This window comes from Aeromonas sp. s2, from assembly GCF_040907935.1.
Lineage (GTDB): Bacteria > Pseudomonadota > Gammaproteobacteria > Enterobacterales > Aeromonadaceae > Aeromonas > Aeromonas dhakensis.
The window spans coordinates 46,228-67,579 of the sequence record NZ_JBFOCR010000025.1 but is presented as its reverse complement, the minus strand read 5'-3'; the positions used below and the strand labels follow the sequence as shown (position 1 = coordinate 67,579).

The window sequence follows — 21,352 nt, the reverse complement described above, 5'->3', positions numbered from 1 at the left end:
ATGTCAGGACTCTTCTCCAAGACCGCTAGGGCCGTCGGCCGTAACGGACTCTCATACCGCCTGCTCTCCTACATTCTGGTGTGCAGTACCGTATTGGCGATGATCATTACGGTGTTGCAGCTTGCCTGGGATTACCGCAAGGACGTGGCCGTCATCGAGGACAGCATCGGCCAGATCGAGGCCTCCTTCCTGCAGCCCATCGCCGCCAGCCTGTGGAACCTGGATGAAGAGCAGGTGAAGGTGCAGATCGAGGGCATCATGAACCTGCCCAACATGCAGTTCGTGATGGTGAAGGAGATGCTCGGCAACTCGGAAGTGCCGCTGCTGACCCAGGGGGTGGAACGGGAAAGCTACGACATCTCCCGCGAGTTCAACCTCACCTATCAGGGCGAAGTGGTGGGCAAGCTGTTCGTCGCCGCTTCGCTGGAGCAGATCTACCAGCGCCTCATCGAAAAATCCGTGCTGATCATGGTCAGCCAGACCATCAAGACCCTGGTGGTCTCGTTTTGCATCCTGATCATCATTTATTACCTGGTGGTGCGTCACCTCAACCGCATCGCCCACTACGCCCAGAAGTTGAATCTGGACCGGCTCACCAACGAGCTGACCCTGGAGGGGCGCCAGCTGCCCCGCAAGAAACCTGACGAGCTCGACACCCTGGTCGCCACCCTCAACCAGATGCGCACCCGGCTGCTCGACGAATTTGCGGCGCGCCATCAGGCCGCCGAACAGCTGCAGCAGGAGCGGGACTTCTCCGCCACCCTGATCAACTCCGCCAACATGGTCATCTGCTGTATGGAGCCGGACCTCAACATCGCCAGCATCAACCCGGCGGCCATCCTGCTGACCGGCTACCACCAGCAGGAGATACTGCAGCACAACTGGCTGGATCTGTTCGTCAGCAAGGAGCAGCGCGACCAGCTGGCGGCCACCCTGGCCGATCACGGCTCCATCGAGGACAAAGAGGTCATGATGCATGACCAGCAGGGCCACGAGCTGGTGCTGCAGTGGACCTTCGCCCCCTTCTACGAGGGGCCCAACCTCAAATACCTGATCGGCTTCGGCTACGACATCACCCGCCTCAAGAAGGTGGAGCGGGAGATCATCCAGCTCAACGAACAGCTGGAGGGCAAGGTGGTGGAGCGTACCCGCAGCCTGAGCGATGCCAACGACCAGCTGGGCAAGGCGTACGACGATCTGAAACAGGCCCAGCAGACCCTGGTGGAGTCGGAGAAGATGGCCTCCCTCGGTTCCCTGGTAGCCGGCGTGGCCCACGAGATCAACACCCCTATCGGCATCAGCGTGACCGCCTCCTCCTACCTGCAGGAGCGGGTGGCCGACTTCAAGCAGCACATCGACTCCAAGCAGCTGTCGCGCTCCTATCTCACCGAATTCACCGTCAATCTGGATGAATCCATGCAGCTGTTGCAGGGCAACCTGCGCCGCGCCTCCGAGCTCATCGCCAGCTTCAAGCAGGTAGCGGTGGACCAGTCGTCCGAGGCGCGCTACAACTTCAGCCTCGCCGACAACCTGCATCAGGTGGTGGTCTCCCTCGGCCACAAGCTGAAGAAGGCCCAGTGCGAGGTGGATATCCAGTGCGATCCCAAGCTGTCGATCTTCTCCTTCCCCGGCAGCTTCACCCAGATCTATTCGAACCTGATCCTCAACTCAATCAACCACGGCTTCGACAACTGGGACAAACCCAAGAAGATCACCATCAAGGTGGAACAGCAGGGTGAAGAGCTGCTGATCGACTACAGCGACAACGGCCGCGGCATCCCGCCCGAGATACTGCCGCGCATCTTCGATCCCTTTGTCACCTCCAAGCGGGGCCAGGGTGGCAGCGGGCTCGGCACCCACATCATCTACAACCTGGTGGTGCAGCTGCTGCGCGGCCGTATCAACTGCATCAGCGAACCGGAGCAAGGCGCCCAGTTCCATATTCGCCTGCCGATCCAACATAACTGAGTGCTGGCTCTTGTGAGCCAGCCGCTTTATCCCCATCATGCTGTGATTGCATTCTTAATGAGCGGAGAACCTCGCAATGGCACAGCATTTTGACTATATCGCCATCGGCGGCGGCAGCGGCGGCATCGCCTCGGCCAACCGGGCTGCCATGTACGGTAAGAAAGTTGCCCTGATTGAAGCCAAAGAGTTGGGTGGAACCTGCGTCAATGTCGGCTGCGTGCCGAAGAAGGCCATGTGGTATGCCGGCCAGATCGCCGATGCCCTGAAATATGGCGCCGACTACGGCTTCGACACCACTCTCAACCACTTCAGCTGGGCCAAGCTGGTCGAGTCCCGCCAGGCCTATATCGGCCGCATTCATCAGTCCTACCAGAACGTGCTGGGCAAGAACCAGATCACCGTTATCAAGGGCTTCGCCCGCTTCGTCAGCAGCAACACCATCGAGGTGAACGGCGAGCAGTACAGCGCCGATCACATACTGATCGCCACCGGCGGCCGCCCCGAAGTGCCGGCCATTCCGGGTGCCGAACTGGGCATCGACTCCGACGGTTTCTTCGACTTGCAAGAACAACCCAAGCGGGTTGCGGTGGTGGGTGCCGGTTATATCGCGGTGGAGATCGCCGGCGTGATGCAGGCGCTCGGCTCCGAAACCCACCTGGTGGTGCGCAAGCACGCACCGCTGCGCAACTTCGACCCCATGATCCACGAGACCCTGGTGGAGATCATGGCGCAGGAAGGACCCAAGCTGCACACCCACGCCATTCCGAAAGCCGTGGTCAAGAACGCCGACGAGAGCCTGACCCTGCAGCTGGAAGATGGTCGCCACCTCACCGTCGACTGCCTGATCTGGGCCATCGGCCGCGTCCCGGCCACCGACAACCTCAACCTGGCCGCCACCGGTATCACGCTGGACGAGAAGGGCTTTATCCCGACCGACAAGTTCCAGAATACCGCCGTCGCCAACCTCTATGCCGTCGGTGACAACACCGGCCGCATCCAGCTCACCCCAGTGGCCGTCGCGGCGGGCCGCCGTCTCTCCGAGCGGCTGTTCAACAACAAGCCGAACGAGCACCTCAACTACGATCTGGTGCCGACCGTGGTGTTCAGCCACCCGCCCATCGGCACCATAGGGCTGACCGAGCCGGAAGCCGTCGCCGAATACGGTGAAGATCAGGTCAAGGTCTACCGCAGCCAGTTCACCGCCATGTACTCGGCGCTGACCCAGCATCGCCAGCCCACCCGGATGAAGCTGGTCTGCGTCGGGCCGGAAGAGAAGGTGGTCGGCCTGCACGGCATCGGCTTCGCCATGGACGAGATCCTGCAGGGCTTCGGCGTCGCCATGAAGATGGGTGCCACCAAGGCGGACTTCGACAACTGCGTTGCCATCCATCCGACCAGTGCGGAAGAGTTTGTCACCATGCGCTGAGGGAGCTAGGGCATAGAGGTCAAACCGGCCACTGCGTTCCCACTCCCCATCCCACCAGCGCGGAAGAGTTTGTGACAATGCGATAAGCATGTTTGAAGCTGGCCTGTCACTATCAGGTCAGCCTCAGCGACCAGCTACCAAACCCGGCTCAGGCCGGGTTTTTCGATCTTTCCCCTCCCCCAAATCGCGCCCACACCTGCTTTTTTACGCCGATTTTACGCCTGCCAAATCCGGCTTTATGGCGCCTTTACGCCGGTTATTCCTACCATTTGGTCGTCAATTACACCAATGGAGTCGATATGAATTGGCTATATCTGCTGCTGGTCCTCGCCCTCGCGGGCTATCTGCTGCGCGCCCTTGCGCGCACCCATGAGTGAGGAACCGGATATGTGGCAAGAGATCATCTATCCCGTCGCGTTCGTACTGCTGGTGCTGCTGCCGGCGCCTCTGCTTGGCAACTACCTGTATCGGGTATTTGAGGGCAAGAGTCGCTGGCTGGCTCCCGTCGAGCGCGCCACCCTGGCCTGCTGCGGCACGGACGGGCGCGAGCAGGACTGGAAGTCCTACGCCCTCAGCCTGCTGGCCTTCAACGGCGCCGGCTTCGGCCTGCTGTTCCTGATCCTGCTGGCGCAGGGGCTGCTGCCCCTCAACCCGCAACAGCTGCCCGGGCTGAACTGGCAACTCGCCTTCAACACCGCGGTCAGCTTCATGACCAACACCAACTGGCAGGCCTACTCCGGCGAGGCCAGCCTCTCCTACTTCAGCCAGATGGTGGGGCTCACCACCCAGAACTTCGTCTCGGCCGCCACCGGCGCCGCCGTCGCCATCGCCCTGTTCCGCGGCATCGCCCGCCAGCAGACCACCCACCTCGGCAACTTCTGGCAGGATCTGGTGCGCTTCTGCCTCTACGTGCTGCTGCCGATGGCATTGATCCTGGCGCTGCTGCTGGTCTGGCAGGGGGTACCCCAGAGCCTGTCGGCCTACCTGCCGTTCCACGCGCTGGAAGGCCAGGAGCAGCTGTTGCCGCTCGGCCCGGCGGCCTCCCAGATCGCCATCAAGCAGCTCGGTTCCAACGGCGGCGGCTTCTTCGGCGTCAATTCGGCCCATCCGTTCGAGAACCCGACCGCCCTCTCCAACTGGCTGGAGATGGTCGCCCTGCTGACGCTGGCCGCCGCCATGGTCTGCACCCTGGGTCGCTACGTGAAGGACCTGGCCCACAGCCGCGCCATCCTCGTCGCCATGACCCTGATGATGGTGATCGGGCTCTTCGTCTCCATTACCCAGGAGCTGAAACCGGACCCTGCCCTCGCCCAGCTCTCCACTGACGCCAGCAGCATGGCCGGCAACTGGGAAGGCAAGGAGAGCCGCTTCGGCCCCCTGCTCTCCAGCATCTGGGAAGTGGCGACCACCAGCGCCTCCAACGGTGCGGTCAACGCCATGCACGACAGCTTCACTCCCCTCGGCGGCATGGTCGGCATGATCAACATGCTGCTCGGCGAGGTCATCTTCGGCGGGGTCGGCTCCGGCATCTACGGCATGATGCTGTTCGTGCTGCTGACCGTGTTTCTGTGCGGCCTGATGGTGGGTCGTACCCCGACCTATCTGGGCAAACGGCTCGGCATCACCGAGATGAAATGGGTGGTCGCCAGCATGCTGGTGATGCCGGTCGGGGTATTGGTGATCGGCGGCATTACCCTGCTGATGCCGGACTCCGCCACCGTCATCGGTCACGACGGCCCCCACGGCCTGTCCCGGCTGATCTATGCCTACGCCTCGGCCGCCGGCAACAACGGCTCCGCCTTCGCCGGCCTGGCCGCCGCCGACAGCTGGCAGTGCATCGCCATCGGGCTGGCCATGCTGCTCGGCCGCTTCGGCTACATCATTCCGGTGCTGGCCATCGCCGGCCAATTGGCCCGCGCCCCGCGCCAGGAGCGAAGCGAGGGGGACTTCCCCGTCAGCGGCCCGCTCTTCATCACCCTGCTGATCGTCACCGTACTGCTGATGGGGGGCCTCTCCTTCCTGCCGGTGCTGGCGCTGGGTCCGGTGGCGGAACACCTGAGCCTGCTGGGAGGTGCCTTCTGATGCTGCACACCCCACTGATCGCCGTGGTCAACTATTCGATGCTGGGAGCTTTCCAATGAGCAAGTCCGCTTCAATGAGCACCGACACCCTCAAGGTGAAGGGCAAGAAACAGAAATCACAGATCATGCAGGCCATGGTGGAAGCCCTCTATCGCTTCAACCCCAGGGCGCTGCTCGGCAGCCCCATCCTGTTCACCCTCTGGCTGGCGGCCGTGATGGCCAGCGTGGAATCCCTGCTGGGGCAGCCTGTCTCCGGCGTCGCCCCTTCACTGGCCTGGCAGCTGACCGCCTGGCTCTGGCTCACCCTCTGGTTTGCCAACTTCGCCGAGACCCTGGCCGAGGGGCGCGGCAAGGCGCGGGCCGACAGCCTGAAGGCGGGCATGAGCCAGCTCAGGGCGCGCCGGGTCACCCATCCGCAGGATGACAAGGGGGAGTGGGTGCCAGCCACCAACCTACGCAAGGGCGATCTGGTGCTGGTGCGCAGCGGCGAGATGATCCCCGCCGACGGCGAAGTGGTCGCCGGCATCGCCTCGGTCAACGAGGCCGCCATCACGGGGGAATCCGCCCCCGTCATCCGCGAGTCGGGCACCGATCGCAGCGGCGTGACCGGCAACACCACCGTCGTCTCCGACGAGATCTGGGTGCGCATCAGCAACAATCCGGGTGAAAGCACCCTGGATCGCATGATTGCGCTGGTGGAAGGGGCCAAGCGCCAGAAGACCCCCAACGAGATGGCGCTGGACGCCCTGCTGGTGGGACTGACCCTGATCTTCCTGCTGGTGGTGGCCACCCTGCCCTGGTTCCTCGACTACAACGGTACCCAGGTGCCCCGGCTCTACCTGCTGGCCCTGTTCATCACCCTGATCCCGACCACCATTGGCGGTCTGCTCTCCGCCATCGGCATCGCCGGCATGGACCGGCTGGTGAAGCTCAACGTGATCGCCAAGTCGGGCCGGGCGGTGGAGGCCGCCGGCGACGTGCGCACCCTGCTGCTGGACAAGACCGGCACCATCACCTTCGGCAACCGGATGGCGGATGAACTGATCCCGGCCCCCGGTATCGATCCGGCCCTGCTGGCCCAGGCCGCCATGCTGGCCTCGCTCGGTGACAACACGCCGGAGGGCAAGTCCATCCTGACTCTGGCTGGCAAGAGCCACACCAGACCGAGCCAGCTGGAGAGCGACATCCTGATCCCCTTCAGCGCCGAGACCCGGCTGAGCGGGCTGGATCGCAACGGTCATCAATATCGCAAGGGGGCGGTGGATGCGGTGCTGCGCTACCTCTCCCTCGATCGCAAGGCGGTGCCCGAGCCCATCCTCAAGTCGGTGGACAGCATAGCTCGCCAGGGCGGCACCCCGCTGCTGGTCTGCACCCATGAGAAGCTGCTGGGGGTGGTGTTCCTCAAGGACATCATCAAGCCGGGCATCAAGGCTCGCTTCCAGATCCTGCGCCACATGGGGATCCGCACCGTGATGATCACCGGTGACAACCCGCTGACCGCCGCCGCCATCGCCGCCGAGGCCGGGGTGGACGACTTCATCGCCGAGGCGACGCCGGAGAAGAAGCTGGCCTACATCCGCCAGGAGCAGGCCGACGGCCGGCTGGTGGCCATGTGCGGGGACGGCGCCAACGACGCCCCTGCTCTGGCCCAGGCCGACGTGGGGCTGGCCATGAACGAGGGCACCCAGGCCGCCAAGGAGGCGGGCAACCTGGTGGATCTCGACTCCAACCCCACCAAGCTGCTGGACGTGGTGCTGGTAGGCAAGCAGCTGCTGGTAACCCGTGGCGCCCTGACCACCTTCTCCATCGCCAACGACGTGGCCAAGTACTTCGCCATCCTGCCGGCCCTGTTCATCGCCGCCTATCCGCAGCTGGGGGCGCTGAACCTGATGCAGCTGGGCAGCCCGGAAAGCGCCATCCTGTCGGCCATCATCTTCAACGCCCTGATCATCGTCGCACTGGTGCCGCTGGCCCTGCGCGGGGTCAGCCTGCAGGGCACGGCAGCCAGCCTGCTGCGCCGCAACCTGCTGATCTACGGCGTTGGCGGTCTGATTGTGCCCTTTATCGGAATCAAGTTGATCGACCTGGTCATCACCGGCCTGGGGCTGGTGTAACGGCATCACCGGATGCGGGGCAGACCCGCATCCAACCAACGTATTTGGAGCAAGAGAATCATGATAGCAATCAGAACCCTGCTGACCCTGACCCTACTGCTGGGGGTGGCTTATCCGTTAGCCGTCACCGGGCTGGCCCAACTTATTTTCCCCTGGCAGGCCAATGGCAGCCTGCTCACCAATGACAAGCAACAGGTGGTCGGCAGCGCCCTGCTGGCCCAGAAATTCGAGCGGGCCGACTACTTCCACTCCCGCCCCTCCGCCAGCGACTTCGCCACCATAGGTGGCGGCGCCAGCAACCTGGGGATGAGCTCGCCGCTGCGAGCCGAGTTTGCCGCAGCGGCGGCCAAGGCGCAGTCGGAAGCCAGGGTCCCCGCCCTGCTGACCCGCTCCGCCTCCGGCCTCGATCCCCATCTGCCGCTCGATGCGGTGCTGGCTCAGGTGGAGCGGGTCGCCGGGCAACGGGGGCTGGATCCCGTTCAGTTGACGGAGCAGGTCAAGTCGGCGGCACAAGCTGGTATCCTTGGCCCGCAGGTGGTCAACATTCTCCAGTTGAACCTGCAACTCGATCATCAAAAGGGCGCCTGAGGGCGCTCCTTGCCGTTCGGGAAGGCTCCCTTTCGACAACGGGGACAAGCATGAGCAATGAGGTCACGGCCGCAGTTCGGCCGATGCAACGGGAGCGCGGGGATGCGTGATGAGGTGAGGGCGGACGCCCTGCTGGCGAGCCTGGAACAGGAGCACAGGGGCAAGCTGAAGGTGTTTCTCGGCGCGGCCCCCGGCGTGGGCAAAACCTACGCCATGCTGCAGGCGGTGCGGGAACAGGCCAGGGAGGGGGTCGACATCCTGATCGGGGTGGTGGAAACCCACGGTCGCCAGGAGACCCTGGCCCTGCTCGACAAGCTCGCCATCCAGCCGCGCAAGCTGCACCTGCACCGCCAGCAGCGGCTGGAGGAGATGGATCTGGACGGCCTGCTGACCCGCAAACCCGCCATCGCCGTGGTGGACGAGCTGGCCCACAGCAACGCCCCCGGCAGCCGCCACGAGAAGCGCTGGCAGGATGTGGAGGAGCTGCTCGGGGCCGGTATCGACGTCTACACCACCCTCAACGTGCAACACCTGGAGAGCCTCAACGATCTGGTGTGGCAGCTGACCGGGGTCAGGGTCAAGGAGACCCTGCCCGACCAGGTGCTGCTGGAGGCCGACAGCCTGGTGCTGATCGACCTCCCCCCCAAGGAGCTGCTCGGCCGCCTCAAGGAGGGCAAGGTCTATGTGCCCCACCAGGCCAAGGCCGCCCTGCAGTCCTTCTTCTCCCTCAACAACCTGACCGCCCTGCGGGAGCTGGCGATGCAGACCGCCGCCAGCCACGTGGAGGGGGATCTGCAGCTGCAGTGGCAGGCCGCCGGCAAGACCACCTTGCCGCTGAGAGGCAAGCTGATGGTCTGCCTCGGCGACGAGCACGGCGCCGCCCTGGTGCGCTACGGCCACCGCTTCGCCCAGCGCCGCCAGCTGCCCTGGCTGGTGGTGCACGTCGACAGCAAGGGGCAGCGTTCCGCCGAACAGGAGCAGGCGCTGGCGCTCGCCTCCCAGCTGGGGGCCAAGGTGCTGACCCTCTCCAGCCCGGCGGTGGCCGATGCCCTGCTGGAGACGGCCGAACAGCAGCAGGTGTCGCAACTGCTGCTGGGCAAACCCCACAAGGCGCCGTGGCGCCGCTCCCTGGTGCAGCATCTGCTCAGGCAGGCACAGGGGCTCGAGATCACCTTGGTGGACACAGAGAAGCGCAAACCCGGCCTGAACTGGCAGCCGCTTCACCCCAAGGACATTCGCCAGAGCCTGCTGGCGGTGGTCATCATGGGGACCACCTCGGCCGCCGTCTGGGGCCTCTCCCACTGGCTGCCGCCCGCCTCCCTGCCCATGCTGTTCGTGCTGGGAGTGCTGGCCACCGCGCTCACCACCAGCCTGGTGCCCGCCATCCTGGCTGCGGTGCTGGGCTTCGTCGGCCACAACCTGCTGTTCACCGTCCCCTACTTCTCCCTCAGCGTCGCCAGCCACAGCGACCTGCTCACTCTGTTCGTGCTGCTGATCGTCGGCATCACGGCCGGACGGCTCGCCTCCCGTCAGCGCCAGCAGCTGGTCGGCCTGCGCGAGACCCAGCAGCTGGGCAACGCCCTGCTCTCCCTGAGCCAGGGGCTGGCCACCGCCAGCAGCCCGGTCGAGGTGCTCAGGCAAGGGAGCCAGGCCATCTCGCTGGCACTGGGTCAGCCGGTGTTTGCCCTCGATCGGCACTACCAGTACTGGGCCGGCTCGACCGAGCACAAACCGGGACAGACCGACAAGGCGGCCATCGACTGGTGTCTGGCCCAGAAACAGAGCGCCGGCGCCCACACAGCCACCCTCAACGCGGCCGAGGCCCAGTACCATCACCTCAGCGATGACCTGGTGCTGGGCATACTGCTGGCCAATCCGCTCGCCTCCTCGGCCGAGCATCAGCTGCAGGCGCTGCTCACCGATATCCGCGCCGCGCTGGCACGGATCGACCTCAACGAGCGGCTGGCCGACAGCCAGCTGCAGGCAGAGACCGACCGGATGCGCGCCGCCCTGCTCTCTTCTGTCTCCCATGATCTGAAGACGCCGCTCGCCACCATCATGGGGGCCGGCAGCACCCTGCTGGAATATGGTGACCGGATCAGCAGCGAAGACCGCAGCGAGCTGTTGCACTCGGTGCAGGAGGAGGCGCGCCGCCTGCACAGCTATGTGCAGAACCTGCTGGACATGACCCGCATCGGCTCACCCGACTTCCAGCTGAAACGGGATTGGGTCGATCTGGCGGATCTGGTGGAGAATGCCCGCCGCCGGCTCGACTCCTCCTGGCGCCAGCACAAGCTGCTGGTACACTTCGATCAGCAGATACCCCGCCTCTATGTGCACGGCGCCCTGATCGAGCAGGTACTGGTCAACATCCTCGACAACGCCTCCCGCTACTCGCCGGCCGGCACCCCCATCGAGTTCAAGGTGATGCTGGCGGACCCCGACCTCATCATCGACATCATAGATATCGGGGTCGGCATCGCCGAGTCGGACCGCGACAAGATCTTCAACCTCTTCTACACCCAGCCGGTCGGTGATTGCGGCAGCCGCGGTACCGGGCTTGGCCTCGCCATTTCCCGCGCTATGATAGAGGTCCATGGGGGCCGCATCTGGGCCTTTTCCGGCCCCAACGGCAACGGTACCTGCATGCGCATCTCCCTGCCGCTGGCCCTCAACGCACCGGCGGCCTGATGGTCGCCGCCCTTTTTCATCAGCGAGCTGGAGGTTGAATGGCTCACATACTGGTCATCGACGACGAGGCGGCCATCCGCCGTTTTTTGCGGATCAGCCTGACCGCCGAAGGTCATCAGGTCAGCGAGGCCGTTGGCGTCAACGAGGGCGTGGCGCAGTATCGCCACCTAAACCCCGACCTGGTGATCCTGGATCTGGGCCTGCCGGATGGGGATGGCCTCCAGGTGTTGCAGGCCATTCGCGAGCACCATCAGCATCCGGTACTGGTGCTGTCGGCGCGGGACTCGGAGCAGGAGAAGGTGCGCCTGCTGGATGCCGGAGCCAATGACTACATGAGCAAGCCGTTCGGCGTCGGCGAGATGATGGCCCGTATCCGGGTGCTGCTGCGCCAGCGGGCCGGGGTCAGCAGCGGTGAGTGCCGCCACTTCCCCCAATGCGGGCTGACCCTGGACAGCAGCAGCCACAGGGTCACCCTAGGGGAGGAAGAGGTGGCCCTCTCCCGCAAGGAGTTTGCCCTGCTGCAGGCGCTGGTGTGCCATCCCGGCAAGCTGGTGCTGCAGACCCAGCTGCTCAACGACATCTGGGGGCCGAGCCACAAGGAGGACACCCACTACCTGCGCATCGTCATCGCCAGCCTGCGCAAGAAGCTGGGGGATAACCCTCAAGACCCCGCTCTCATCGAGACCGAGTCCGGCATCGGCTACCGCTTTATCGGCAGCTGATGTTTCACGTGGAACGACGCCAGCAACAACACAGGGCCAACAGACCGCAGCCACCTAGCAGCAGACCGAGATCCTGCAAACTGGCAGCAACCGCCAACCCCAGGCTGAGCAGCAGATAGTAACCGAGCCCGAACAGGGCGCCAGCACTGCCTGCCACCTCCCGATAGGCCAGCAACGCCTGGCTCAGCACATTGGGGATCGCCAGCCCGAATGCTACCACCACCCCCGTCATGGGCAGCAGAAACCAGAGCGACGCCTGGCTGGCCCACACCAGCCAACCCGAGCCCAGCGCCAACACGGCGGCGAACCTGATCAGGGAGGCAGGCGACCAGCCACGTCCCAGCAGACGCTTGTTGAGCAGGCTGCCCCCCAGGGTCGCCAGTGCCAGCACGATACCGGAGTAACCAAACTCACCCGCGCTCAGCCCCAGATCGGCAAACAGAAACGGCGCCAGACTGTAGTAGCCGAACAGCATGGTGTTGAACAGGGCCACCAGAGCGGCGCTCCACCACAAACCGGTATCACGCACCATCCGGCATGCCAGCGGCCAGAGTGCCACTCGCTGGGTGGTGATCGGTCGGGTTTCCGGCAACTGCCGGCAGGCCATCAGCAACAAGCCGACTGCCAGTGCCAGCAGGGCGCCAAATACCCCGAGATAACCAAAACCATCGGCCAGCAGTCCGCCGCTCACCAGCCCCAGCACTGGGCTGAGGGAGAGCGCTATGCCCATCACCGAGAAGACCCGCGCCAGATCGCTGCCCTGATAGCTGTCGCGCAGCATGGTCTGGGTCACCACTGAGCCCACGGCGGCACCGAAGGCTGCAATGACCCGGGCCAGCAGCAGGGTTTCAAACTGGGTGGCCAGCAACGCCAGCAGGGTGCCGGCACCATAGGTCAGCAACCCCGCCAGCATGGCTGGGCGCCGACCGATGAGATCGCACAACCGACCCCAGCACACCACGCCCGCCGCAAACGCCAGAAAATAGACCGACAGGGTCTGGGATGCCTGCCCCTCACTCACCCGAAACTCAGTTGCGATATGGGTCAGTACCGGGCTGTAGATGGTCTCCACTATCTGCGGAAACATCATCAGCCCAACCACCAGCCAGAGCGGTGGCAACTTGTTGTTCATGACAAACCTCCTTCACTAGAGGCCGTCATTCTAGAGTGACGCCAATTGTCCGATTACAATAAGCAAGACTATAAACATCAAGAATCGGACACATGGCCTTTATTCTTCCCGATCACCCTTTTGATCCGGACCAGCACGACGGCAGTGCCATCGGTATCGCCGCCGCCCTCGGCTGGCACGACTCTGGCCGCCACCAGCACAGGCGCCATCAGCTGCTGTTCGCCCAGGCTGGCTGCATGACCATAGAGCTGGACGATCAGGTCTGCCTGCTGCCGCCGACGCGGGCCGCCTGGTTGCCGGCGGGTCTGCCCCATCGGGTGCTGATGCGCGGGGTGGTGGCCTATCGCTCCCTCTACTTCCAGCCGGAGCCCGGCTTGCCGGCCGAGATGGCGGTGCTGGCGGTCAACCCGCTGCTGCGGGAGATCATCGAACGGATGGCGCTCTGGCCGTGGGACAAGCCGGAGGCAGAGCAGACCTGCACACTGGCATTATTGAAAGAGGAGCTGGCGCAAGCGCCGCGGGAATCCTGGCAGTTGCCGCTGCCGTCAGACGTGCGTCTGGCCGGCTGGCTGCAGGAGGTGAAACAGGGCGATGCCCTGCCCGATCGGCTCAACCGGCTGGCCGAACGGGTGGGTGCCAGTGACAAGACCATAGGCCGCATCTTCATGCGGGAGACCGGCATGAGCTACCAGGCCTGGCGTCAGCAGTGGCGACTGCTGCGGGCGCTGGAGCTGCTGGCAGAAGCCGAGCCCATCAGCCGGGTGGCGGCTGCGCTGGAGTTCGCCAGCGACAGCGCCTTCATCGCCTTCTTCAGGCAACACACGGGGCAGACCCCCTTGCGCTATCTCAACTCTCGGGGTGAGTCGCATCGGCCGAGCTCGCCTCCACCACCAGGGTATCCAGCGCCAGCGGCTTGAGGTTGTGAATGGCTTCCGCCACCACGGCATGGGAGGCCTGCTGCTGCTGGGCCAATATTTCCTGCTCCAGCTTGACGCTGTCCAGTTCGGGTCTGGGGTATTCGTCGGCCATGACGTTCAGGCTCAGGCTGCTGGCAATCAAGGTTGCGATCAGGATTTTCATCTGGTGTGCTCCGGTGTGGTTGAGATGACCAGATAACTATTCCAATTGTCGTGCCACATCTATAACAACATGATTTTGTTTAAATTAATTGTTTTTAGATAATAAATGGCGCCAGTTGGAAAACATTCTGTAGTCAGGATTGAACCAACAAGTGGTTATTTTCACCACACTAGATTTTGCCTGCTGTTCCACGTGGAACGTCCCATTTTTTTGATCGACACCCGCTTTTAAACTGAGCTATGGTGCTAGCTCCCCCGTAACTGACTCTGGATCTGTCACCGAATGGAATTTTCCTTGTTCGGCGAGAAGTTCACTCGCCATGCCGGTATTACCCAACTCATGGATGACCTTAATCAGGGGCTGACCAATCCGGACGCCATCATGCTGGGTGGCGGCAACCCAGCCCCCATCCCCGCCATGCTGGAACGCTTTCAGGCCGAGGCCAAGAGCCTGCTCGACAACGGCGAGCTGGTGAAGGCGATGGCCAACTACGATGGCCCCCAGGGCAAGGACAGGTTCACCAAGGCGCTGGCGGCCCTGCTCAGCAAGGAGCTGGGCTGGGAGATCTCCGCCCGCAACATCGCCCTGACCAACGGCAGCCAGAACGCCTTCTTCTATCTGTTCAACCTGCTGGCGGGCGAATTTGCCGATGGCCGCAAGAAGAAGGTACTGTTCCCGCTCGCCCCCGAGTACATCGGTTATGCCGACTCGGCTCTGGCGGACAACTACTTCGTGGCCTACAAGCCCACCATCGAGAAACTGCCCAACGGCCAGTTCAAGTACCACGTGGACTTCGAGAGCCTGCAGGTGGGTGACGACATCGGGGTGATCTGCGTCTCCCGGCCGACCAACCCGACCGGCAACGTGCTGACCGATGAAGAGATCGAGCACCTCGATCAGATCGCCCGCGACAAGGGCATTCCGCTACTGATCGACAATGCCTATGGCGTCCCCTTCCCTGGCATCATCTTCAGCGAGGCCAAGCCGTTCTGGAACGCCAACACCATCCTCTGCATGAGCCTCTCCAAGCTGGGGTTGCCGGGCACCCGCTGCGGCATCGTCATCGCCGACGAGAAGATCATTCAGGCCATCACCAACCTGAGCGGCATCATCAATCTGGCACCGGGCAGTCTGGGCCCCGCCATCACCATTCCGATGATCGAGAGTGGCGAGATCATCGCCCTCAGCGAGCAGGTGGTGAAGCCCTTCTATCGGCAGAAGGCGGAGCTGGCGGTGCAACTGCTGCGCGAGGCCATCCCCGACCCACGCTTCCACATCCACAAGCCGGAAGGTGCCCTCTTCCTCTGGCTCTGGTTCGAAGGCTTGCCGATCCACTGTCAGGAGCTGTACGAGCGACTGAAGGCGAAGAACCTGCTGATCGTGCCGGGCCACTACTTCTTCCCTGGCATCGACGATCCGGAGTGGCGTCACAGCCGGGAGTGCATCCGCCTCAACTACTCCCAGAGCGAGGAGCTGGTGCGGCGCGGCATCGCCATCCTGGCCGACGAGATCAACGCCCTCTACGGTTGATTCCCCCTTCGGCATGAAAAAAAGAGGCCTGCAAATGCAGGCCTCTCTTCTATCAGCTAGTCAGCGGTACTGTTTAGCCGGGCAGCGCCAACTGCTCGGGCTTGCCGATGGGGATGGCGCGGGGCTTGAGCGCCTCCGGCAGCTCGCGGGCCAGCTCTATGGTCAGCAGACCATGCTCCAACTTGGCGCCCTGCACCTCTACATGCTGGCTCAGCTTGAAGGCGAGCTCGAAGTCCCGCTCGGCGATCCCCTGATGGAGGAACTGGCGCTCGCCCATGGAGGCGACCTTGCGCCCCTTCACCTTGAGGGTGCCGTTTTCGGTCTCCAGCTCCAGCTCATTGCGATCGAAACCAGCCACGGCAACCGTGATGAGGTAGCTGTCGTGATCGCGTTTTTCGATGTTGTACGGGGGGTAGGCCGAGGTCTTCTGATCGAACAGGCCTTCCAGCTCACGGGCCATCCGCTCGAAGCCGACGGCATTGGAATAGAGATGAGAAAAATCGAGGTTACGCATGATCCTATCCTTCTATAAAGCAACAGGGTTTACTCTCCACGGGCCCGTCAATCGGCACCCGGGAAACATCAATAATGCAACGAGGTCAGGCTATCAGCCGTTGATCTCGATCTTGCGGGGCTTCATCGCCTCGGGCACTTCGCGCACCAGGTCGATGTGCAGCAGACCGTTCTTCAGATCGGCCCCTTTAACCCGCACATAGTCGGCCAGCTGGAAGCGGCGCTCGAAACCACGTTCGGCAATCCCCTGATAGAGATAGTTGCGCTCGGTATCGGCCTGCTTGTTGCCCTTCACCGTCAGCAGATTCTCCTGGAAGCTCAGCTCCAGCTCTTCCTGGGTAAAGCCCGCCACAGCCATGCTGATGCGGTAGTCGCTGTCACCCAGCTGCTCGATGTTGTAGGGGGGATAACCGGCATTGCCATTGCTGGCCGCAGATTCGATGAGATTGGCCAGACGATCGAAACCGATGGCAGAACGATAGAGCGGAGAAAAGTCGATAGAACGCATAGTATTATCCTCTTTTGAGCGATAACCGATTGTTTGCCCTCCTGATGGACGGGCGCCTGGCCGAAACCTCTGTCGAGCGTTCCGGCCTTGTTATCTATATAGGGGCCCACTTTCGGCTTTCAAGGGCCCTGATCGAAAAATCTTCTCTCCGCCCATTTGCTGGCTTTTTCCTTATTGGGCTTCCTCCTCCAGTCACAAACATGGCACCCTGAGCGGAGATCTTGAGGAGTCACATCATGTCTCGTTCCGAACGCCTGCTGGCCCTGCTGCAACTGCTGCGAGGCCACCGCTACGCCATCACCGGCAGCGAGCTGGCCAGCCAGCTTGGCATCAGTCTGCGCACTCTCTATCGGGATATCGCCACCCTGCAGGCACAGGGCGCCCACATCGAGGGGGAAGCGGGTATCGGCTATGTCCTGCGCCCCGGCTTCATGCTACCGCCGCTGATGTTCAGCGAAGAGGAACTGGATGCACTGGTACTGGGCTCACGCTGGGTGGCGGCCCATGCCGATCATGCCCTCAGCACCGCCGCCAGCAGCGCGCTGGCCAAGATAGAGGCCGTGCTGCCCGCCGATTATCGCCAACAGCTGCATGCCAATGCCCTGCTGATCGGCACCGCTCGCGGTGACAGCCCCGTCGATGAGGCTCCGCTGCGCAGCGCCATCCGCCAGCAGCGCAAGGTGACCCTGAGCTATCGGGATCTCAAGGAAGCGAGTTCGGAGCGCACCGTCTGGCCCTGTGCCCTCGGCTACTTCGACCAGGTGCGGATACTGGTGGCCTGGTGCGAGCTGCGCCAGGGCTTTCGCCACTTTCGGGTGGACAGGATCAGCGCGATGCGGCTGGAGGCGGAACCTTATCCTGGCAATCGGGAACGGTTGCTCAAGGAGTGGCGCGCCAGCCAGCAGATCCCGCAGCCCAGATTCATTGCTGACAGAAACTGACAGCAGGCGGCGCCATGCTGATGGGGTCGGCGCCGATGCGCCATCTCATCCGCAAGGAGCATCACCATGTTAGTCCCCCAGTTCACCATCCTCTACGTTGCCAACCCGACCCGCAGCGCCCTCTTCTACCGCGAGCTGTTCGGCCGCCACCCGGTGGAGGAGTCCCCCACCTTTGCCATGTTTGTGTTCGAGTCAGGCGCCAGGCTGGCACTCTGGTCCAGCGCCACGGTCGAACCTGCAGTGACCCAAACTGCCGGGGCCATGGAGCTGGCCTTCGCCCTCCCCGATGATGCCGCCGTCGATCGCCAGTCTGCGGAGTGGCAGGCACGCGGGCTTACCCTGATCCAGGCACCGACCCGGATGGAGTTTGGCTACACCTGTATGGCCCTCGATCCGGACGGCCATCGTCTGCGCCTCTACTGCCCTGCACCTGAACTGGGGTAATCGGGTTCAATGTTTCACGTGGAACGGGCCACTTCCTCCACCCAGAAAACAAAAAGCCGCTCACAGGGAGCGGCTTTTTTATATCGTACTGATGCGTCGAATTAGACGTCGAGGTTGGCCACGCGCAGGGCGTTGGTCTCGATGAAGTCGCGACGCGGCTCTACTGCGTCACCCATCAGGGTGGAGAATAGCTGGTCGGCACCAACGGCATCATCGATGGTGACGCGCAGCATGCGACGGGCTTCCGGATCCATGGTGGTTTCCCACAGCTGGTCCGGGTTCATCTCACCCAACCCTTTATAGCGCTGGATGTAGATGCCGCGCTTGCCTTCGCCCATCAGCCACTCGACCGCTTCGACGAAGCTGGCGACCGGCTTCACCTTCTCGCCACGCTTGATGTAACCACCTTCCTCGATCAGGTTGGCGATCTCCTTGCCCAGCGAGACCAGCTGACGGTACTCGGAGGATTGCAGGAAGTCGTAGCTGATCGGGTATTCACGGTCGACACCGTGTTGACGTACCACGGCGTGCGGCACGAACAGACGGCGCTCTTCATCGCGGCGCACCTGCATCTGATACTGGATGCCGTGGTTGCTCTCGTTGAGCACGGCTTCCATGCTCTGGCACCAGGCCTGCAGATCGCTCTCGCTGGTCAGCAGTGCTTCGTTCAGTTCCGGCTGATAGATCAGCTGGGTCAGCACGGCTTCCGGCGCACGACGGGACATGCGGGTGATAAGGTGGGTCACGGCGCGATGCTGGTTGACCAGACGCTCCAGTGCCTCGCCACCGATGGCCGGGGCGGATTCGTTGACGTGCAGGGTTGCACCATCCAGCGCCATGGCGGTCTGGTATTGCAGCAGCGCATCCTCGTCTTTCAGATACTGCTCCTGCTTGCCCTTCTTCACCTTGTAGAGCGGCGGCTGGGCGATGTAGACATAGCCACGTTCGATGATTTCCGGCATCTGACGATAGAAGAAGGTCAGCAGCAGGGTACGGATGTGCGCACCATCGACGTCCGCATCGGTCATGATGATGATGTTGTGATAGCGCAGCTTGTCCGGGTTGTACTCGTCGCGACCGATACCGCAGCCCAGTGCGGTGATCAGAGTGCCCACCTCCTGGGAGGAGATCATCTTGTCGAAACGGGCTTTCTCCACGTTCAGGATCTTGCCCTTGAGTGGCAGGATGGCCTGGTTCTTCCGGTTGCGACCCTGCTTGGCGGAACCGCCAGCAGAGTCCCCTTCCACTATGTAGAGTTCGGAGAGCGCCGGGTCTTTTTCCTGACAGTCGGCCAGCTTGCCGGGCAGACCAGCGATATCCAGCGCGCCTTTGCGGCGGGTCAGTTCGCGGGCCTTGCGGGCCGCTTCACGGGCACGGGCCGCATCGATGATCTTGTTGACCACGATCTTGGCATCGCCCGGGTTTTCCAGCAGGAAGTCGGCCAGCTTCTCGCCCATCGCCTGTTCGACGGCGGTCTTCACTTCGGAAGAGACCAGCTTGTCCTTGGTCTGGGAGGAGAACTTGGGATCCGGTACCTTGACGGAGATAACGGCAATCAGACCTTCACGCACGTCGTCGCCACTGGCGGCAGACTTGGCCTTCTTGCTGTAGTCCTCTTTGTCCATGTAGGAGTTGAGGGTACGGGTCAGCGCGGTACGGAAGCCCACCAGGTGGGTGCCGCCATCACGCTGCGGAATGTTGTTAGTGAAGCAGTAGACCCCTTCCTGATAGGCGTCGTTCCACTGCATCGCCACTTCGACGCCGATGCCGTCCTGCTCGGTGGTGAAGTGGAACACCTTCGGATGGATCGGGGTCTTGTTCTGGTTCAGGTACTCGACAAACGCCTTGATGCCGCCTTCGTAGCAGAAGTGCGCCTCGCGGCCGTCACGCTCGTCCATCAGACGGATGGAAACGCCGGAGTTGAGGAAGGAGAGCTCGCGCAGGCGCTTGGCCAGGATCTCGTAATGGAACAGGGTGTCGCTGAAGATGGTCGGGCTCGGCCAGAAACGCACTTCGGTCCCGGTGGTGGTGGCATCGCCGATCTGCTTGACCGGAGCCTGTGGCTCGCCCAGGTGATAGGTCTGCTCGTAGACGTGACCGTTGCGACGGATGGTCAGCAACAGCTTGTCAGAGAGCGCGTTCACCACGGAGACGCCCACGCCGTGCAGACCGCCGGACACCTTGTAGGAGTTGTCATCGAATTTGCCGCCTGCGTGCAGCACGGTCATGATGACCTCTGCGGCGGAGCGACCCTCTTCCGGGTGAATGTCGACAGGAATGCCGCGGCCGTTGTCACGGACGGAGACGGAACCATCGGAGTGGATCTTGACCTGAATATCGGAGCAGTAGCCAGCGAGCGCCTCGTCAATGGAGTTATCGACCACTTCGAACACCATGTGGTGCAGGCCCGAGCCATCATCTGTATCGCCGATATACATCCCCGGGCGCTTGCGGACCGCATCCAGGCCCTTCAGTACCTTGATATTCGAGGAGTCGTAAGTATTTTCACTCATAGCTTACTCTCTGCCTTCTCTAACGTTTCGGAGATCTTGCCTTGTTCCACGTGGAACAACTTGCAGTCATTCGCATCCATCATGTCTGCGAGCTGACCGGTGTCGATGGCGGTAATGAACACCTGGGACGCACACTGCTTCAGCCTTGCGGCCAGCAATCGGCGCTTGTCGACATCCAGTTCAGAGGCAAAATCATCAATTAAAAAAATACAGCCACGGCTGCTATGTTGATTCAAATAGAGCCCTTGGGCCAGTCGCATGGCACAGACCAACAACTTCAGCTGACCCCTGGACAAAATATCCTGAGCGGGCACGCCGTTCGCCTTGAGGCGCACATCGGCCTTCTGCGGACCAACGCCCGTGTAACCCAGCGTCCGATCCCGCTCAAACCCCGCCTCCAGCAATTCATTGAGCGGGGTATCTTTTTCCCAGCCTCGATAGAATCCAAGGCTGATGTCGAATTCCGGCAAAAAGTCCGCCGTCATCTCCTTGATCAGGGGGGTAATGGCCTGACAATAACTGGCGCGAAACTCGGCCAGCTCTCCCCCCAACCGCACCAGCTCCTGATCCCAGAACGCCAGTTGGCGATACTGGGTGCTCTGGCGCAGCAGTGCATTGCGCTGTTTCAGCAGCCGCCGTACCCGTCCCCACAGGGAGAAGAAGGTCGGTTCCTGATGAAAAACACCCCAGTCGAGCCAGGCCCGCCTAGCCTGGGGCCCGCCGGTCAGCAGGTTGAAGCCATCCGGGTGGATCAGCTGCACCGGCAGCAGCTCGGCCAGGTCGGCCAGGCGCTGGGCCTGGGCACCGGCAATCTTTAGCTGGGTCTCGCCACTCTTGTCCTTGGCGAGGCCGATAGGCACCTGGCGCCCTTCCAGTTCGCACTGGGCGAACAGGGTAAACGCCCTCTCGCCCTGGCGGATGACCCGCCCGGTCAGGTGAGTGCGAAAGGAGCGACCGAGACCGAGGTAGTGAATGGCTTCCAGCACGCTGGTCTTGCCGCTGCCGTTGCACCCGACCAGGATATTGAGGCCGGGTGACAGCGCGAGACTGGCCTGCTGGATATTGCGAAAGTCGCTGAGCTGGAGTTTGACCAGGGACACG

At 62.8% G+C, this 21,352-nt stretch carries 18 protein-coding genes; 12 read left to right on the top strand and 6 right to left on the bottom strand.

Annotated elements, in window-relative coordinates:
- From AB5Y81_RS19345 to AB5Y81_RS19310, 8 genes are all read left to right on the top strand, one after another.
- On the top strand, positions 1-1,968 hold the full coding sequence (locus AB5Y81_RS19345; RefSeq protein WP_195879599.1) for an ATP-binding protein: 1,968 nt from the start codon (positions 1-3) through the stop codon (positions 1,966-1,968).
- 76 nt (positions 1,969-2,044) lie between these two features.
- Complete coding sequence (gene gorA, locus AB5Y81_RS19340; RefSeq protein WP_279485089.1) at positions 2,045-3,394, top strand: glutathione-disulfide reductase; 1,350 nt, start codon at positions 2,045-2,047, stop codon at positions 3,392-3,394.
- Between the two features lie 92 nt (positions 3,395-3,486).
- Complete coding sequence (locus AB5Y81_RS19335; protein WP_279485088.1) at positions 3,487-3,771, top strand: hypothetical protein; 285 nt, start codon at positions 3,487-3,489, stop codon at positions 3,769-3,771.
- Positions 3,772-3,781: 10 nt separating this feature from the next.
- A complete protein-coding gene (gene kdpA / locus AB5Y81_RS19330) occupies positions 3,782-5,476 on the top strand; it encodes a potassium-transporting ATPase subunit KdpA (RefSeq protein ID WP_279485087.1) in 1,695 nt (564 codons plus the stop codon).
- Between the two features lie 55 nt (positions 5,477-5,531).
- Positions 5,532-7,589 (top strand): potassium-transporting ATPase subunit KdpB, encoded by a 2,058-nt coding sequence (gene kdpB / locus AB5Y81_RS19325; protein ID WP_279485086.1) that lies wholly within the window; start codon positions 5,532-5,534, stop codon positions 7,587-7,589.
- A 60-nt stretch (positions 7,590-7,649) separates the two neighbouring features.
- On the top strand, positions 7,650-8,177 hold the full coding sequence (locus AB5Y81_RS19320) for a potassium-transporting ATPase subunit C (RefSeq protein WP_279485085.1): 528 nt from the start codon (positions 7,650-7,652) through the stop codon (positions 8,175-8,177).
- A gap of 102 nt (positions 8,178-8,279) precedes the next feature.
- On the top strand, positions 8,280-10,868 hold the full coding sequence (locus AB5Y81_RS19315; protein ID WP_279485084.1) for a sensor histidine kinase KdpD: 2,589 nt from the start codon (positions 8,280-8,282) through the stop codon (positions 10,866-10,868).
- Between the two features lie 38 nt (positions 10,869-10,906).
- Positions 10,907-11,590, top strand: a complete 684-nt coding sequence (locus AB5Y81_RS19310; RefSeq protein ID WP_242761683.1) for a response regulator — start codon at positions 10,907-10,909, stop codon at positions 11,588-11,590.
- A 4-nt stretch (positions 11,591-11,594) separates the two neighbouring features.
- On the opposite strand, the gene AB5Y81_RS19305 is transcribed toward AB5Y81_RS19310, so the two are convergent.
- Positions 11,595-12,722 carry a multidrug effflux MFS transporter gene (locus tag AB5Y81_RS19305; RefSeq protein ID WP_279485083.1) on the bottom strand — a complete coding sequence of 376 codons (1,128 nt, stop codon included), beginning with the start codon at positions 12,720-12,722 and terminating at the stop codon, positions 11,595-11,597.
- A gap of 92 nt (positions 12,723-12,814) precedes the next feature.
- Between AB5Y81_RS19305 and AB5Y81_RS19300 the strand changes: the two genes are divergently transcribed.
- Positions 12,815-13,639, top strand: a complete 825-nt coding sequence (locus AB5Y81_RS19300) for a helix-turn-helix domain-containing protein (RefSeq protein WP_005307115.1) — start codon at positions 12,815-12,817, stop codon at positions 13,637-13,639.
- Here the strand turns inward: AB5Y81_RS19300 and AB5Y81_RS19295 are convergent.
- Positions 13,569-13,802 (bottom strand): hypothetical protein, encoded by a 234-nt coding sequence (locus AB5Y81_RS19295; RefSeq protein WP_005307116.1) that lies wholly within the window; start codon positions 13,800-13,802, stop codon positions 13,569-13,571. The two genes, AB5Y81_RS19300 and AB5Y81_RS19295, sit on opposite strands and share 71 nt — an antisense overlap.
- A gap of 282 nt (positions 13,803-14,084) precedes the next feature.
- Between AB5Y81_RS19295 and AB5Y81_RS19290 the strand changes: the two genes are divergently transcribed.
- Positions 14,085-15,332, top strand: coding sequence for a valine--pyruvate transaminase (locus tag AB5Y81_RS19290; RefSeq protein ID WP_279485082.1), 1,248 nt, complete (start codon positions 14,085-14,087; stop codon positions 15,330-15,332).
- Positions 15,333-15,405: 73 nt separating this feature from the next.
- Here AB5Y81_RS19290 and AB5Y81_RS19285 read toward each other — a convergent pair whose 3' ends face one another.
- Together AB5Y81_RS19285 and AB5Y81_RS19280 are read right to left on the bottom strand one after the other, a co-directional pair.
- On the bottom strand, positions 15,406-15,846 hold the full coding sequence (locus AB5Y81_RS19285) for an Hsp20 family protein (protein WP_042027063.1): 441 nt from the start codon (positions 15,844-15,846) through the stop codon (positions 15,406-15,408).
- Between the two features lie 93 nt (positions 15,847-15,939).
- A complete protein-coding gene (locus tag AB5Y81_RS19280; RefSeq protein ID WP_010635612.1) occupies positions 15,940-16,353 on the bottom strand; it encodes an Hsp20 family protein in 414 nt (137 codons plus the stop codon).
- Between the two features lie 236 nt (positions 16,354-16,589).
- Between AB5Y81_RS19280 and AB5Y81_RS19275 the strand changes: the two genes are divergently transcribed.
- The gene (locus tag AB5Y81_RS19275) at positions 16,590-17,294 is read left to right on the top strand and encodes a YafY family protein (RefSeq protein ID WP_010635611.1); all 705 of its coding nucleotides are present in this window, start codon (positions 16,590-16,592) and stop codon (positions 17,292-17,294) included.
- Positions 17,295-17,360: 66 nt separating this feature from the next.
- Positions 17,361-17,738, top strand: a complete 378-nt coding sequence (locus tag AB5Y81_RS19270) for a VOC family protein (protein ID WP_279485081.1) — start codon at positions 17,361-17,363, stop codon at positions 17,736-17,738.
- A gap of 101 nt (positions 17,739-17,839) precedes the next feature.
- On the opposite strand, the gene gyrB is transcribed toward AB5Y81_RS19270, so the two are convergent.
- A complete protein-coding gene (gyrB, locus tag AB5Y81_RS19265) occupies positions 17,840-20,251 on the bottom strand; it encodes a DNA topoisomerase (ATP-hydrolyzing) subunit B (protein ID WP_279485080.1) in 2,412 nt (803 codons plus the stop codon).
- Positions 20,248-21,351, bottom strand: a complete 1,104-nt coding sequence (gene recF, locus AB5Y81_RS19260) for a DNA replication/repair protein RecF (protein ID WP_017787844.1) — start codon at positions 21,349-21,351, stop codon at positions 20,248-20,250. The genes gyrB and recF overlap by 4 nt, the downstream gene beginning before the upstream one ends.
- Between the last annotated feature and the right edge of the window lies 1 nt (position 21,352).